Genomic DNA, 15,517 nt, shown 5'->3' with positions numbered 1-15,517 from the left:
ATTCGGGTCAGAAAGCCAGGCCCAGGCTGAGGTTCCAGCGGATCTTGCCGTCGCGCTCCGCTTTGGCGAAGTCGAAGGCCAGCGGAGCCACCGGGCTCATCCAGCGCACGCCGACGCCGTTGGCGCGCTCCACTTGGAAGCCTTTCCAGCTCTGGCTGGCGTTGCCGGCGTCGGTGAACAGCGCCAGATACCAGTCCGGCTTGATCGGGATTTGGTACTCCAGGCTGCCGGTGGCCACCACGCGGCCGCCCAGCACCGAGCCGTTGGGGCCCGGCAGGCCCAGGCTCTGGTAATCGTAGCCGCGCACGCTGTTGGCGCCGCCGGCGCGGAACAGGATGGAGGACGGCACCGCGTCCTTGTCGTTGGCCCACACCTGGCCCAGTTCCAGCCGGCCGACGAAGGTGCCGTACTTGGGAAACGGCGACCAGTATCCGACGGTGCGGGCGTAGCCGCGCACATAGGAGGTGGAGGACAGGGCGCTGCCTACGGTGCCGGAGAGCTGGAAGTCCAGCAAAACGCCGGAGCGCGGCCGCATCAAATCGTCCACCGCGCGCTGGGTCCAGCCGTAGACCAGCTGCAAGGCGCGGGTGTCCTTATTGGACACGCCGCCGGCCTCTTCGCTTTCCAGCAGGTATTGCAGGCCGAGACGGGCCTCGATATTGCCCCGGGTGCGGGTGCGCCAGCCGCCCACGTCGCTGCTGCGGGTTTTCAGGCCCTGCACGTCGTCGGTCTTGAAAGCGCTGGTGATGGAATGGGAATAGCCGTCGGACTGGCGCGGAAAGCCCAGGCCCAGCGATAGCGATTGCTGGTTTTTCTTCCAGTTGGTCACTAGCGAACCGGTGTAGCCGCGGCGGAAAATATTGTAATGGTCGTAGCCGACGCGCAGGCCGGGGCCGTCGCCGGAGTCGTAGATCAAACCCAGCTCCAGCTTCTGGCGCGGCATCTCGGTGACGTCCACCTCCACCGGCACCCGATGGGTGTCCGGGTCGATATGGGCCATGTCGGGGCTGACCACCACATTGGAGAAATGCGGCGCCTGCTCCAGCGCCGACTGGTAATCGAAGATCTTCTGCAGCCGGTAGGCGGTGCCGGGGGAGAAGTCGGCCAGACCGGTGGCGATCTTCTCCGGATAACGCTTCATGCCTTTGACGGTGATCTCGCCGAACAGAATCACCGGCCCGCTGTCGATGTCCACCAGCAATTGCGCGCGACGGGTGGCCGGATCGATTTCCGCCGCGCTCTTGCTGATCTGCGCCTTGGGGAAGCGATCGGCGGTGATGAGCCGCATCACCGCGCGCTTGCTGCCGTCCCAATCGGACTGCCGGTAAGGCGCGCCCATGGGCAGCGACCAGGCCTCCAGCACCGCGGCGAAGCGTTGCTGGAAGTCGCCTTCGTCGCGTATCGGCCCGTTGAGGCGGATGACCACGTCGTCTATCAGCGTGGGCTCGCCGGGCTTGACCTCGACCACGTACTGCCGGGCGCTTTCTTCGCGCACATTAACGCGCGCGTCGAAATAACCCTCGGTCTCCAGCAGCTTGCGCGCGTCCTCCGGGGTGCTGCGCACCAACTCGGTCAACAGCGTCTCGTCCATTTCTTCTTCCAGACGGCTGGTGACCAATTCCAGATTGTCTTGCAGCAAGCCGGCCAGGCCGGAAGGCGCGTCGACGCGCACGCTGTAATCGAGCTTGGCCCAGACGGGCGTCGCCGACAGCAATAAGATCAATGAAATAAGCAGGCGGGAGCTTGGCATGGTCCGATTCGTTTGGTGTCGAGGCCATGGTAACGAAACTTGCGGCGGCTGGCGAGAAGCGGCGGGGCGGCTTCAAAATCGCGGGAACAGACCGGCGTTTTCTTAAACCAAAAGCTTAATTTATATTCAACCATAATTCAGATTCACACGCGACAGCCATACGTTTTCCTCATGGCGGCCGCTCACGCGCGCCGATTACGGGCGCAGGGCGGTGTGACAGGCGAAATCGGCAATAGTTTTGCCGCCCCGTCATTTAAGACGATGCGCATAAAGAAAGGGCGGACCCGAAAGTCCGCCCCTCATCCTTACCGCGCCGCGCTTACTTCTTGCGCTGCGGCGGCAAATCGGTGCAAGTGCCGTGCGCCACTTCCGCCGCCATGCCGATGGACTCGCCCATGGTCGGGTGCGGGTGGATGGTCTTGCCGATGTCGGTGGCGTCGCAGCCCATTTCGATGGCCAGGCAGACTTCGCCTATCATGTCGCCCGCGTGCGGGCCGACAATGCCGCCGCCGATGATCTGGTGGCTTTCGGCGTCGAAGATCAGCTTGGTGAAGCCTTCGTCGCGGCCGTTGGCGATGGCGCGGCCGGAGGCGGCCCACGGGAACACGCCCTTCTCGATCTTCAGGCCCTGTTTCTTGGCCTCGTCCTCGGTGACGCCGACCCAAGCCACTTCCGGATCGGTGTAAGCCACGCCCGGAATCACGCGCGCGTCGAAGTAGGACTTCTGACCGGCGCAGTTTTCCGCCGCCACATGGCCTTCATGCACGCCCTTGTGCGCCAGCATCGGCTGGCCGACGATGTCGCCGATGGCGAAGATGTGCGGCACATTGGTGCGCTGCTGCTTGTCCACCGGGATGAAGCCGCGGTCGGTCACCGCGATGCCGGCGTTCTCGGCGCCCAGCAGCTTGCCGTTGGGCGCGCGGCCGGTGGCGTACAGCACCAGGTCGTAGCGCTGCGGCTCTTTCGGCGCTTGATCGCCCTCGAAAGTCACCCACACGCCGTCGTCCTTGGGCTCCACGGCCACGGTCTTGGTGTTGAGCATGATGTTGTCGAAACGGTGGGCGTTCCACTTCTGCCACACTTTGACCAGGTCGCGGTCCGCGCCCTGCATCAGGCCGTCCATCATTTCCACCACGTCCAGGCGCGCGCCCAGCGTGGAGTAGACGGTGCCCATTTCCAGGCCGATGATGCCGCCGCCGATGATCAGCATGCGGTTGGCCACGCCCTTCAGCTCCAGCGCGCCGGTGGAATCCACCACGCGCGGATCGTCCGGGATGAAGGGCAGCTTCACCACGCGGGAACCGGCAGCGATGATGGCGTTCTTGAATTTGACGATCTTCTTCTCGCCGCTCTCTTCGCGTCCCTTGCCGGTGGTGGCGGACACTTCGATATGATGCGGATCGATGAAATGGCCGTTGCCGCGCACGACTTCCACCTTGCGCGCCTTGGCCATGCCGGCGAGGCCGCCGGTCAGCTTGGCGATTACTTTTTCCTTGTAACCGCGCAGCATGTCGATGTCCACTTCCGGCTTGCCGAACTTGATGCCGTTGGCGGCCAGATGGCTGACTTCGTCGATCACCGCCGCATTGTGCAGCAGCGCCTTGGACGGGATGCAGCCCACGTTCAGGCAGACGCCGCCCAGGGTGGCGTAGCGCTCGACGATGACCACTTTCAGGCCCAGGTCGGCCGCGCGGAAGGCGGCGGAATAACCGCCGGGACCGCCGCCCAACACCATCACGTCGCACTCGATGTCGGCGCCGCCGCTATGGCTGGCGGCCACCGGAGCGGCTTGCGGCGCGAAACCGGCCTGGGTGGTGGCGGACGCGACGCCGGTGGTTTCCACCGGCTTGGGCGCGGCCGGAGCCGCGGCGGCGCCGGCGGCTTCAACGATCACGATCACATCGCCTTCGGACACTTTGCCGCCGACGGCGATCTTGACTTCTTTTACCACGCCGGCGGTTTCCGCCGGCACTTCCATCGTGGCCTTGTCAGTTTCCAGCGTGATCAGGCTGGCTTCTTTCTCGATCACGTCGCCCGGCTTGACGAAGACTTCGATCACGTCCACGTTGTTGTGGCCGCCGATGTCCGGGACTTTCAGTTCAATCAGATTGCTCATGGTTTTCCATCCGCAACGTAAGGCGGAAGCCCGGGGGCCCCCGCCGCTATTCAGCAGAGTCGTTCGCTTGGGCAGCGCGCTCCGGCCAGGCCGGGGCGTCCGCCCGGCTGGCGATTACAGAATCAGGCGGCGCACATCGGACAGCAGTTTGCCCAGATGCACGGTGAAGCGCGCGGCGGCGGCGCCGTCGATCACGCGGTGATCGAAGGACAGCGACAGCGGGCACATCAGGCGCGGCGCGAATTCCTTGCCGTTCCACACCGGCTTGATCTGCGATTTGCAGACGCCGAGGATGGCCACTTCCGGCGCGTTGACGATGGGCGTGAAGCTGGTGCCGCCAATGCCGCCCAGGCTGGAGATGGTGAAGGTGGCGCCCTGCATGTCAGTGGGCTTGAGCTTGCCTTCGCGCGCCAGCTTGGACAGATCGGTCAGTTCCTGGGCGATCTGGCGCAGGCCCTTCTTGTCCGCGTCCTTGATCACCGGCACCACCAGGCCGTTAGGCGTGTCGGCGGCGAAGCCGATGTGGTAGTACTGCTTCAGCACCAGATTGTCGCCGTCCAGCGAGCTGTTGAAGTTCGGGAAAGCTTTCAGCGCCTCGGCGGCGGCCTTGATGATGAAGGCCAGCGGGCTGATCTTCAGGCCAGACTTTTCCCATTCCTTGCCCACGGTCTTGCGGAAGTCTTCCAGCTCGGTGATGTCGCACTCGTCGTTGAAGGTTACGTGCGGGATCATCACCCAGTTGCGCGACAGATTGGCGCCGGAAATCTTCTGGATGCGGGACAGCGGCTTGGTTTCGATCGGGCCGAACTTGGCGAAATCGACTTTCGGCCACGGCAGCAGATCCAGACCGCCGCCGGAGGAGGCCGCGGCGGCCGGGGCCAGCGCCGCCGGGTTCTGCATCACGCCCTTGACGAAGGCTTTGACGTCTTCTTCGGTAATGCGGCCCTTGCGGCCGTTGCCCTTGACCTTGCCCAGGTCCACGCCCAGTTCGCGCGCCAGACGGCGCACGGACGGACCGGCGTGGGCTTTGGAGAAGGAGGCTTCGTCGATAGCGGCGGCGGCCTTGGCAGGAGCGGCGGCAGGCGCGGCGGCCACCGGGGCCGGAGCAGCCGAGGCGGCGGCAGGAGCCGGGGCCGCAACGGCAGCAACCGGAGCGGCGGCGGCGGCAACGGCGCCTTCGACCACCACGATCAGATCGCCTTCGCTGACCTTGTCGCCCACTTTCACTTTGACTTCCACCACACGGCCGGCGGCGGAGGCCGGCACTTCCATGGTGGCCTTGTCGGTTTCCAGCGTGATCAGGGAATCGTCCACGGACACGGTCTGGCCCGGGACGATGAATACTTCGATGATGTCTACATTGCTGTGACCGCCGATGTCGGGCACTTTCAATTCGATCAGATTGCTCATGAGCTTTCCATTCGTAAGGCGGAAGCCCCTGTCGGGGCTTGCCGCCGGATATCCGCTACAGATTCGCTTGCCATGCAAAGGCGGAAGACCCCGGCCTGAACCGGGGCTTCCGCTCTGCGATTACACCTTCCAGCTAGGCAGCTTGTCGGTCTTGATGCCGTACTTGGCGATCGCCTCGGCCACCTTGGACGCTTCGATCTTGCCGTCGCGCGCCAGTGCGGACAAGGCCGCCAGCGCCACGTGGTAGCGATCCACCTCGAAGAAGGAACGCAGGTTGGCGCGGCTGTCGGAACGGCCGAAGCCGTCGGTGCCCAGCACCACGTAACGGCCCGGAACGTATTCGCGGATCTGGTCGGCGTAGTTGCGAATGTAGTCGGTCGCGGCCACCACCGGACCCTGACGGCCGGACAACTGCTGGGCCACGTAGGAGGCCCGCGCTTCGGCGGTCGGGTTCAGCAGGTTGTGACGCTCGGCTTCCATGCCGTCGCGGCGCAGCTGGTTGAAGGAGGTCACGCTCCAGATGTCGGCGCCGATGCCGAAGTCGGCCTTCAGCAGATCGGCCGCGGCCATCACTTCGCGCAGAATGGTGCCGGAGCCCATCAGTTGCACTTTCACCTGGGCGTCGCCGCCGTCCTGCAGCAGGTACATGCCTTTCAGGATGCCCTCTTCCGCGCCCGCCGGCATCGCCGGGTGAACGTAGTTTTCATTCATCAGGGTCAGGTAGTAGAAGACGTCTTCCTGCTCCGCGTACATGCGGCGCAGACCGTCCTGCACGATCACCGCCAGTTCGTAAGCGAAGGTCGGGTCGTAGCTGATGCAGTTCGGGATCAGGCCGGCCTGGATGTGGCTGTGGCCGTCTTCGTGCTGCAGGCCTTCGCCGTTCAGCGTGGTGCGGCCGGCGGTGCCGCCCAGCAGGAAGCCGCGGGCGCGCATGTCGCCGGCGGCCCAGGCCAGGTCGCCGATGCGCTGGAAGCCGAACATCGAGTAATAGATGTAGAACGGAATCATCTGCTGGCTGCTGTTGGCGTAGCTGGTCGCCGCGGCGATCCAGTCGGCCATCGCGCCCGGCTCGTTGATGCCTTCCTGCAGGATCTGGCCGTCCTTGGATTCCTTGTAGAACATCAGCTGGTCATGATCCTGCGGCACGTAGTTCTGACCCTGGGTGGACCAGATGCCGTACTGGCGGAACATGCCTTCCATGCCGAAGGTGCGGGACTCGTCCGGCACGATGGGCACTACGCGCTGACCGATGTTCTTGTCCTTCATGATGGTGCCCAGCATGCGGACGAAGGCCATGGTGGTGGAGAACTCGCGGTCGCCGGACGCTTGCAGCTGCGCGTCGAACACGGACAGTTCCGGCGTTTGCAGCGCGGTGGTCACCGGCTTGCGGGCCGGCAGATAGCCGCCCAGCGCGGCGCGGCGTTCGCGCATGTACTTCATTTCCGGGCTGTCTTCGGCCGGCAGGTAGTACGGCACGTTCGCCAGATCCTCGTCGGACACCGGAATGCCGAAGCGGTCGCGGAATTTGCGCAGCGAATCCAGATCCATTTTCTTGGCCTGGTGCGCGATGTTCTTGGCTTCGCCGGACGCGCCCATGCCGTAACCCTTGATGGTCTTGGCCAGGATCACGGTCGGACGGCCGTTGGCGCTGTTGGACGCCTCGTGGTAGGCGGCGTACACCTTGTGCGGGTCATGGCCGCCGCGGTTCAGCGCCCAGATCTCGTCGTCGGACATATTGGCGACCATTTCGCGCAGCTCCGGGTACTTGCCGAAGAAGTGTTCGCGAACGTAAGCGCCGTCCTTGGATTTGAAGGTCTGGTAGTCGCCGTCCACGCACTCGTCCATGCGCTTCTTCAGCAGGCCCTTGCTGTCCATCGCCAGCAGCGGGTCCCAACGCGAGCCCCAGATCACTTTCAGCACGTTCCAGCCGGAACCGCGGAAGTCGCCTTCCAGTTCCTGAATGATCTTGCCGTTGCCGCGCACCGGGCCGTCCAGACGCTGCAGGTTGCAGTTGACCACGAAGATCAGGTTGTCCAGGCCTTCGCGGGCGGCCATGGAGATGGCGCCCAGGGATTCCGGCTCGTCCATCTCGCCATCGCCGCAGAAACACCAGACTTTGCGGCCGTGGGTCTTGGCCAGACCGCGGCTTTCCAGGTACTTGAGGAAGCGGGCTTGGTAGATGGCCATCAAGGGGCCCAGACCCATCGATACGGTCGGGAACTGCCAGAAGTCCTTCATCAGCCACGGGTGCGGATAGGAGGACAGGCCGTTGCCGTCCACTTCCTGGCGGAAGCTGTCCAGCTGCTCGGCGGACAGGCGGCCTTCCATGAAGGCGCGTGCGTACACGCCCGGGGAAATGTGGCCTTGGAAGTAGATCAGATCGCCGTCTTGCTCATCGTTCTGGGCGCGCCAGAAGTGGTTGAAGCCCACGTCGTACAGGGTGGCGGAGGATTGGAAGGAGGCGATGTGGCCGCCCAGCTCCAGATCCTTCTTGCCGGCGCGCAGCACCAAAGCGGCGGCGTTCCAGCGGTTGATCGAGCGGATGCGATGCTCCATCTCGTGGTTGCCCGGCGACTTCACTTCTTTGCCGAGCGGAATGCTGTTCTGGTATGCGGTGGTGGCGTCAAACGGCAGATGGGCGCCGCGGCGGCGGGTGCGCTCGACCAGTTTCTCCAACAGGTAATGCGCGCGTTCCGGGCCTTCGGCATCCAGCACCGACTCCAGCGCTTCAGTCCATTCCTGGGTTTCCAACGGATCGATATCGTCAGGGAAAGTTGCAGCCATCTCTGGTCCTCACAGCAAGGTGGATCGGGGGCCGTATGTAGCACTGCGCGGCCCCGCGTTATTGCAATCGGCTCGAATTCGAACCTATTTATTAGCTTCAGATTATAAACGAACGCAATCGCAAATAAAAATGTTCATTTGCGAAAAGAGCGCCGTATCTTGAGCAAGTGTACGTCTTCCGGCTTTCACAAAGGAATAGGTCAAGCGTACTAACGCTTGTTTCGGGGCGGAAAACAGCGGTTATTGCGCCGCACCATGTTGTTTTTTTGCGATTTACTGTCGCAAATTGAAACATTCGTTTCAGTTGCGCGCTTACTTCTTTCTCTCGTCCCGGACGAGCCGGTCCAGTTCGCGGATGCGCGCTTCGATTGAGGAGCGCAGGTAGAAATCGTCGCCCTTGGCCTTGCCGGCCAGTTGGAACTGCTCCATCGCCGGCTGGTAGCGCTGTTCATGATAGAAGGCGTTGCCCAAGGCCGCGTGGTAACGCAGCGGGTCGCGGTCGGCGTACAAGCTGGCCTGGCGCCGATACAGGCCCGGATTGTCCGGATGGCGGTTCAGCTGGGTCTTGATCAGGGCCAGCGCGCCCTGGCTGTCGCCGCTGGCGATGGCGACGTCGATGTCCAGCAACTGCAGCGACAGGCTCTGCGGAAAACGGGCCAGCCCGGCGCGCGCCGCGTTGCGGGCGGCCGGCCAGTCCTTGCGTTCGCGCTCTATCGCCACGTCCAGGCCCCGCAGCATCGGGTGGTCCGGCAGCTTGGTCCGCGCCTTGGCCAGCGCCTGGCGCGCGCCGGCGATATCGCGCTGACGCAGCTTGACCTGGGCCAGACCATACCACTGCGCGCCCTCGTTCAGGTACAGGCCGCGGTCCAGCGCCGCCTCGTAATAGCGCTCCCCTTCGTCCGGCGTCAGCGTCGCGGCGCGCAGTTTCTCGCGCACCAGCAGGTAATCGACGCTGTCGGCGCGCATCTTCACCGGGTAGTCCAGCGCTCGGTTTTCCGCTTCGCTGATGCGCTCCAGCGTCACCGGGTGGGTGCGCAGGAAGGCCAGCGCCGCGTTGTCGCTGTAACGCTCGTTCAGCTGCAGCCGCTGAAAGAAAGCCGGCATGCTGCGCACGTCGAAGCCGGCCTGGCTCATGTATTGCATGCCGACGCGGTCGGCTTCGCGTTCGAAATCGCGCGAAAACGCCAGTTGGTTGGAAATCGACAGCCCCATGCCGGCGGACACCACGCCCATCGCGCCCTGGCCGCTGCCGGCCTTGGCCGCCAGCGCGGCGGCGATGATGGTGCCCAACAACAGCAAGGGACTGGTGGCGCTGCTGGCCGCCTTCATCCGCGCGATGTGGCGCTGGGCGACGTGGGCGGTTTCATGCCCCAGCACCGAGGCGAGCTCGCCTTCGCTCTGGGTCGCCAGCAGCAGTCCGATATTGATGCCGATATAGCCGCCGGGCATGGCGAAGGCGTTGATGCCGCTGTCGTTGACGCAGAAATAGGTGAAACCGACGCCGGGCAGCTTGACGCCGCTGGAGAGCCGGCCGCCGATATCGTTGAGGTAATCGTTGACCTCCTGATCGTCGACGATGTCTCCCGCCTCCAGCATGGCGCGCCAGGCCTGGCGGCCGATGCGGTTTTCATCCGCCAGCGTCAGCGAGGCGTCCGACACCTCGCCCAGATCGGGCAAATCGGCATAGCTGACGGACGGGTGCAACAAGCTCAGCGCCAGCACGCCGGCCAGCAGGGTCTGTTTGGTCATCCGGCTATGATAGCCAGGTTCGCCCACAAGTTGCATGAGGCGGCGCAACATCAACTGTCAAAGAGTATGAGCTTCCCCGCCGTCCCGCCGCGGCGCGGTCAGCGCCTCCCACGCCGCTTGCGCGCTCAAGTGCACGCGGCCGTTGAAATCGGCCAGCAGGCCGCCGCCCTCCATCCGCTGCGCCACCGGCCCCTTGATCTCGGCCAGGTGCAGCGTCACGCCGCGCGCTGCCAGTTCCGCGTCCAGCCGCGCCAGCATCAGCAAGGCGCTGGTATCCACGCGATTGACCGCGCTCATGATCAGCACCAATCGCGTGCTTCCGGCCTGGGCGGCCAGCCGGCGCAGCGTCTCGCCGCGCACTTGGCGGGCGTTGCCGAAGAACAGGCTTTCGTCCACGCGCAGAAACAGCGCGCCGGGCAGGCGCTCCACCGCGAAACGCAGCCGATTGCGGAAATGATGACTGCCCGGCAGCCGGCCCAGTTCGGCGATATGCGGCCGGCTGCTGCGCCACAGCATGGCCGCCAGCGACATCAGCACGCCGGCGACGATGCCGGAGTCCACCCCCAGCCACAGCACCAGAACAAAGGTCAGCCCGAACGCCGCCGCATCGGCGCGATCGACGCGCCAGGCCAGGCGCAGGCTGTCGAAACGTATCATGGCGCTGACCGAAGCGATGATCATCGCCGCCAATACCGATAGCGGCAGCAAGGCCAGCGCCGCGGCGGCGAAGCCGGCCAGCAGCATGAGACCCAGGGCGGCGATCACCGAGGCCAGTTGAGTCTGGGCCCCGGCCTCGGCGTTGACCATGGAGCGGGTCAGCCCGCCGGTGACCGGGAAGCCGCCGGACAGGCCGGCGCCGATATTGCACAGGCCCAGCGCCAACAGCTCCCGGTCCGGATCCACCTCGTCGCCGCGGCGCTGCGCCAGCGCCTGGGCCACCGCCAGGCTCTGCACGTAATTGATCAGCGCGATGAAAAAGGCCGGCAAGGCCAGCTGCGACCACTGCTCCAGGCTCAGCCCCGGCCAGGTCGGCGCCGGCAGGCCCGGCGGGATCTCGCCCACCACCGGCAAGGCGGAGCGCAAATCCAGGCCGGCCACCAGCCCCATGCCCAGCAGCACCGCCAATAGCGGCGCCAGCCGCAGCCATAATTGCCGCGCCGGCGCGCTCAGGCCGCAGCGGCGCAGCAGCGGTTCGCCCAGCCAACGCGCCAGCAGCAGCAAGGCCAAGGCCGGAGCGCCGAGCAAGAGCGCGGCGGAATTGAACCCTTCGGCCGCTCGCCACAGCCCGGCCAGCAGCTGCGGCAAGGACGCGCCGCCGGCCTGCACGCCCAGCAAGGGCGCCAGCTGCGACAACACGATCAGCAAGGCCGACGCCGAAGTGAAGGCCGCCAACACCGGCTCGGACAAGAGGTCGGCGACGAAGCCCAGCCTCAGCAGGCCCAGCGCCGCCAGCATCGCGCCGGACAACAGCGCCAGGCCGATGGCCAGCGCCAGATAATCTCCCGAACCCGGCTCGGCCAGCCGCGACAGCGTGGCCGCCACCAATAAGGAAGTCATCGCCATCGGCCCCACCGACTGCGCGTGGCTGCGGCCGGCCAGCGCGTAAATCAGCAAGGGCGCGATGCTGGCGTACAAACCCGCCTGCGCCGGCAAGCCGGCCACCAGCGCGTAAGCCAGCCCTTGCGGCGCCAACAGCAGGGTCACCACCAGGCCCGCGCCCAGATCGCCCGGCAAGTAGGCGCGCCGGTAGCCGCGCAGCCAGTCCGGCAGCCAGAGCCTCATCCGCGCCGCTCCCATCGTCCGGCCAGCCACAGGCCGGCCGCCATCGCCGGCAAAAACCAAGCGCTCTGCGGCGACAACATGCCGCCCAGCAACAAGGCCGGCCCCGGACAGATGCCGGCCAGGCCCCAGCCAATGCCGAACAACAGGCTGCCGCCTATCAGCCGGCGCGTCAGCGGCGTCTTGGCCGGCCAAGACGCCGGCTCGCCCAAGAACGCGCGCGGGCGGCGCTCGGCCAGACGGAAGGCCGGCCAGGCAGCGACGACGGCGCCGGCCATCACCAACGCCAGGCTGGGGTCCCAAGCGCCGCCCAGATCCAGAAAGGCCAGCACCTTGGCCGGATTGGCCATGCCGGACAGCAACAGCCCCAGGCCGAACAACAGGCCCGCGCCCGCCATCGACAATAAGCGCTTCCACTCCGCCGCCATCTTCACGCCCCCCAATGTCTGAACACGGCCACCGCCACGAAGCCGGCGAACATAAAGGCCGCCGTCGCCGCCAAGGAGCGCGACGACATGCGCGCCAGCCCGCAAACGCCGTGGCCGCTGGTGCAGCCGGAGCCCAGGCCCGCGCCGAGGCCCACCAGCAAGCCGGCGGCCAGCAAGCGCATGCCGCCGGCCTCGATCTTGACGACGGGCAATTCGCCCGCCGCCAGCCACCACAGCGCCGGCGCGGCCGTCAGGCCCAGCAGAAAGGCCAAGCGCGCGCGCCAGTCCGCCCGCCGTCCCAGCAGGCCGGCCACCATGCCGCTGATGCCGGCGACGCGGCCGTGCGACAGAGCCAGCCAGCCCGCCGCCGCGCCTATCAGCACCCCGCCCGACAGGGCGGACCACGGCGTGAACGCCGCCCAATCCACGACCATCACGCCGCCCCTGCCGGCTGGTCGGCGCAGAACAGCGCGTGCAAGGCGTTCAGCAAGGCCAGGGCGTCGGCGCTGGCCACGCTGTAATACACCCATTTGCCTTCGCGCCGCGTCGCCACCAGGCCCTCATTGCGCAATACGCCCAACTGCTGCGACAAGGAGGGCTGACGGATGCCGGTCAGACGCTCCAGCTCCGACACCGATTTCTCGCCGTCCACCAGCTGGCACAGCAGCAGCAGCCTGTCCTCGTTGGCCAGGCCCTTCAACAATAAGGCGGCGCGGCCGGCATTGGCGCGCAGCATGTTCAAATCCATATTTCGTTCTCCCGCCGCCGCGATCCGGCGTCGCAAACATTATGTTTTATAATATAATGTAAATCAACTAACTGTTACCGCCGCGCCACACTGTCCGCCCGTCGCCACATGGCCTATCAGTCACCATCGCGCCGGGAAAAACTGTTGTAGACTCAAGGCCATGAACCTATTTCCAGCCGCGGCGCCGGCCCGGCCCAGCACCGCCATGGCCTCCACCCTCCTCCCGCCCGCCCCCAGGCAACTGGTGCACGAGCGCGGCATTCCCGCCTTCGGCGTGTACCAGGGCATCATCGAGCGGCTGGACTGGCGCGCGCTGAAAACCACGCCTTACCAAAGGCTGACGCGCCGGCTGCATCACAAGCGCTGGCAATACGCGGCCATCGCCCACCCGGCCTTTTTCATCGGCGTCGCCATCGTCGACGTCGGCTGGACCGGCACCGCCTTCGCCTATCTGTTCGACCGCAAGAGCGGCGAAGTCATCGCCGCCGCCAGCGCCAACGGCCTGCCCGGCCTGTCCACGCGAATCGAAGACCGCGCCTTTGGCGACGCCGCCTTCCAGGCCGGCCGCTGCCGGCTGAGCTTCCGCCGCGACGGCGAGCGGCTGGAACTGGCGGTGGACTCGCCGCAGTTGAAGCTGGCCGCACACATTCAATTGACGGACATGCCGCCGGTGCTGGCGGTGATCGCGCCGGCCAACTGGCTGGCCCACTCCACCCATAAAAGCGGCGGCCTCAGGATCAGCGGCTTCGCCGACTGCCAGGACCGGCGCTACTCGCTGGACGGCGCGGTGGCGGCGCTCGACTATTCCAACGGCCTGCTGGCGCGGGAAACCCGCTGGCGCTGGGCCAGCGCGCATTCACTGGAACTGGGCTTCAATCTGCAGCAAGGCTATATGGGCGACACCGAGAACGCCGCCTGGCTGCGCGGCAAGCTGATCCGGCTGGGGCCGGTGCGCTTCGACTACCAGCCGGAGGATCCGCTGCTGGGCTGGCGCATGCGCAGCGACAACGGCTTGCTGGACCTGAGCTTCGCCCCGGAGGGGGCGCGCCGCGAAGACAAGAATCTGCTGATCGCCGCCAGCCGCTATGTGCAGCCTATCGGCCGCTTCAACGGCCAGATCCGCGACCCGGACGACGGCGCCGTCCATGTGGTCGACGACTTGCTCGGCGTGACCGAGGACCATCTGTCGCGTTGGTGAGCGTAGCCCGCTCGATGCGGCGCGCCAGCGCCCATTCGCCGCCATTGTCTGGAGTTCATCGAAATTCCCTGCTGTAGCCAGGGAAATCCCTGGTTTGCGAAAACACAAGACCGGCCGGAACAACAGTGGTAGGATGCGCCCGCAACCGAGTATTTTCTCTAAACGACCCAACGCAGCGTTCAGAGCCTGTCCATGATCCTTTTGCGTCTCCGCGCCAGAACGCTCATGAACAGACTCTCAGTAGGAGATTGCCATCATGGATAGATTAAGCGCTCTGCTCGAACACAACCGCCACTTCGTGGAAAACCGCGAATACGAGCAGTTCAAGACCGACAAATTCCCCGGCAAAGGCCTGGCCGTCCTGGCCTGTATGGACGCCCGGCTGGTGGAATTGCTGCCCAAGGCCATGGGCCTGAAGAACGGCGACGCCAAGCTGATCAAGAACGCCGGCGCGCTGATCACCCACCCGTGGGGTTCGGTGATGCGCAGCCTGATCATGGCCGTGTACGAACTGCGCGCCGACGAGATCTGCGTGGTCGCTCACCGCGACTGCGGCATGCGCGCGGTCGATCCGCAGCGCGTGCTGGACCATGCGATGGAACGCGGCGTGTCGGAAGACACCATCGCCACGCTGCGCGCGGCCGGCATCGATCTGGACGGCTGGCTGAAGGGCTTTGACAACGTGTCCGACAGCGTGCGCCACACCGTGCACACCATCCGCAACCATCCGCTGATGCCCAAGGACGTTCCGGTGCACGGCATGGTGATCCATCCGTCCACCGGCCGGCTGGAAGTCATCGTCGACGGCTACCAGAACGACGACGCTCCGGAGTAAGCCGGTGCGTCTGGGCCTGTTCGGCGGCACCTTCGACCCCATCCACAACGCCCACCTGCGCATGGCCGACGCCTTCGCCGCGGAGCTGGCGCTGGACGAGGTCAGACTGATTCCGGCCGGCCGGCCCTATCATCGCAGCCACGGCCCGTACGCCGCGCCGGCCCAGCGCCTCGCCATGGCGGAGCTGGCGGCGGCGGATCATCCGCGGCTGACGGTGGACGAGCGCGAAGTGCGCCGCCCCGGCGCGGCCTACACCATAGACACCCTGGAAGAACTGCGCGCCGAGCTGGGCCCCGCCGCCGAATTGTGGTTTTTGATCGGCGGCGACTCGCTGGCCGCGCTGCACACCTGGAAGCGCTGGGACGAACTGTTGCGTTTCGCCAACCTGGCCGTAGCCTTGCGCCCCGGCTTCGATCCCGCCTCGCTGCCTGCGCCGGTGCGGCCCTTGTGGCGCGCCCGGCAAGTCTCTGATTTTTCAAATCGAACCGCATCCGGTACAATCCGCCCCTTGGCCTTGCCGCCGGTGGACATCGCGGCCACCGACATCCGCCAGCGCCTGGCGCGCGGCGACGCGGTGGACGATGTGCTGCCGCCCGCGGTGCTGGCCTATATCCGCCAACACCGGCTATACCAGACAGTGTAGCCGCCGTGTCCGGCCACTTTCCGCCAGGCCGTCAGCAGACGGCCGGCAGCGATTCACTTTAAAAGCAATACGGCGGG

Annotated in this window: 12 protein-coding genes; 3 read left to right on the top strand and 9 right to left on the bottom strand. The window is 65.8% G+C overall.

Annotated elements, in window-relative coordinates; all coding sequences use genetic code 11:
* Positions 1-7 precede the first annotated feature (7 nt).
* From NK214_RS05010 to NK214_RS04970, 9 genes are all read right to left on the bottom strand, one after another.
* Positions 8-1,750: an autotransporter assembly complex family protein gene (locus tag NK214_RS05010; RefSeq protein WP_227105635.1), complete on the bottom strand. Its 1,743-nt coding sequence runs from the start codon at positions 1,748-1,750 to the stop codon at positions 8-10.
* A 319-nt stretch (positions 1,751-2,069) separates the two neighbouring features.
* Positions 2,070-3,866, bottom strand: coding sequence for a dihydrolipoyl dehydrogenase (lpdA, locus tag NK214_RS05005; protein WP_107801037.1), 1,797 nt, complete (start codon positions 3,864-3,866; stop codon positions 2,070-2,072).
* A gap of 114 nt (positions 3,867-3,980) precedes the next feature.
* Positions 3,981-5,276: a dihydrolipoyllysine-residue acetyltransferase gene (aceF, locus tag NK214_RS05000; RefSeq protein ID WP_253313877.1), complete on the bottom strand. Its 1,296-nt coding sequence runs from the start codon at positions 5,274-5,276 to the stop codon at positions 3,981-3,983.
* 120 nt (positions 5,277-5,396) lie between these two features.
* Positions 5,397-8,060 carry a pyruvate dehydrogenase (acetyl-transferring), homodimeric type gene (aceE, locus tag NK214_RS04995; protein ID WP_235085826.1) on the bottom strand — a complete coding sequence of 888 codons (2,664 nt, stop codon included), beginning with the start codon at positions 8,058-8,060 and terminating at the stop codon, positions 5,397-5,399.
* A gap of 312 nt (positions 8,061-8,372) precedes the next feature.
* Positions 8,373-9,809: a M48 family metalloprotease gene (locus tag NK214_RS04990; RefSeq protein ID WP_253313876.1), complete on the bottom strand. Its 1,437-nt coding sequence runs from the start codon at positions 9,807-9,809 to the stop codon at positions 8,373-8,375.
* Between the two features lie 57 nt (positions 9,810-9,866).
* Complete coding sequence (locus NK214_RS04985; RefSeq protein WP_253313875.1) at positions 9,867-11,591, bottom strand: SulP family inorganic anion transporter; 1,725 nt, start codon at positions 11,589-11,591, stop codon at positions 9,867-9,869.
* Positions 11,588-12,016, bottom strand: a complete 429-nt coding sequence (locus NK214_RS04980) for a DUF6691 family protein (protein ID WP_107801042.1) — start codon at positions 12,014-12,016, stop codon at positions 11,588-11,590. The genes NK214_RS04985 and NK214_RS04980 overlap by 4 nt, the downstream gene beginning before the upstream one ends.
* A 2-nt stretch (positions 12,017-12,018) precedes the next feature.
* Positions 12,019-12,450, bottom strand: a complete 432-nt coding sequence (locus NK214_RS04975) for a YeeE/YedE family protein (protein WP_253313874.1) — start codon at positions 12,448-12,450, stop codon at positions 12,019-12,021.
* Positions 12,450-12,764, bottom strand: coding sequence for a helix-turn-helix transcriptional regulator (locus NK214_RS04970; RefSeq protein WP_043589439.1), 315 nt, complete (start codon positions 12,762-12,764; stop codon positions 12,450-12,452). The genes NK214_RS04975 and NK214_RS04970 overlap by 1 nt, the downstream gene beginning before the upstream one ends.
* A 160-nt stretch (positions 12,765-12,924) precedes the next feature.
* Here NK214_RS04970 and NK214_RS04965 point away from each other — a divergent pair, with 160 nt between their 5' ends.
* From NK214_RS04965 to nadD, 3 genes are all read left to right on the top strand, one after another.
* Entirely contained in the window at positions 12,925-13,962 is a 1,038-nt protein-coding gene (locus tag NK214_RS04965; protein WP_253313873.1) for a DUF2804 domain-containing protein, read from the top strand.
* A gap of 256 nt (positions 13,963-14,218) precedes the next feature.
* Positions 14,219-14,797: a carbonic anhydrase gene (locus NK214_RS04960; RefSeq protein ID WP_107801045.1), complete on the top strand. Its 579-nt coding sequence runs from the start codon at positions 14,219-14,221 to the stop codon at positions 14,795-14,797.
* Positions 14,798-14,801: 4 nt separating this feature from the next.
* Positions 14,802-15,440, top strand: coding sequence for a nicotinate-nucleotide adenylyltransferase (nadD, locus tag NK214_RS04955; protein ID WP_199225946.1), 639 nt, complete (start codon positions 14,802-14,804; stop codon positions 15,438-15,440).
* Positions 15,441-15,517: the final 77 nt, after the last annotated feature.

The sequence above is a fragment of the Chromobacterium sp. S0633 genome (assembly GCF_024158805.1).
Taxonomy (GTDB): Bacteria; Pseudomonadota; Gammaproteobacteria; order Burkholderiales; family Chromobacteriaceae; genus Chromobacterium.
The sequence above is the reverse complement of the archived record's forward strand: the minus strand, read 5'-3'. Positions and strand labels throughout refer to the sequence as shown.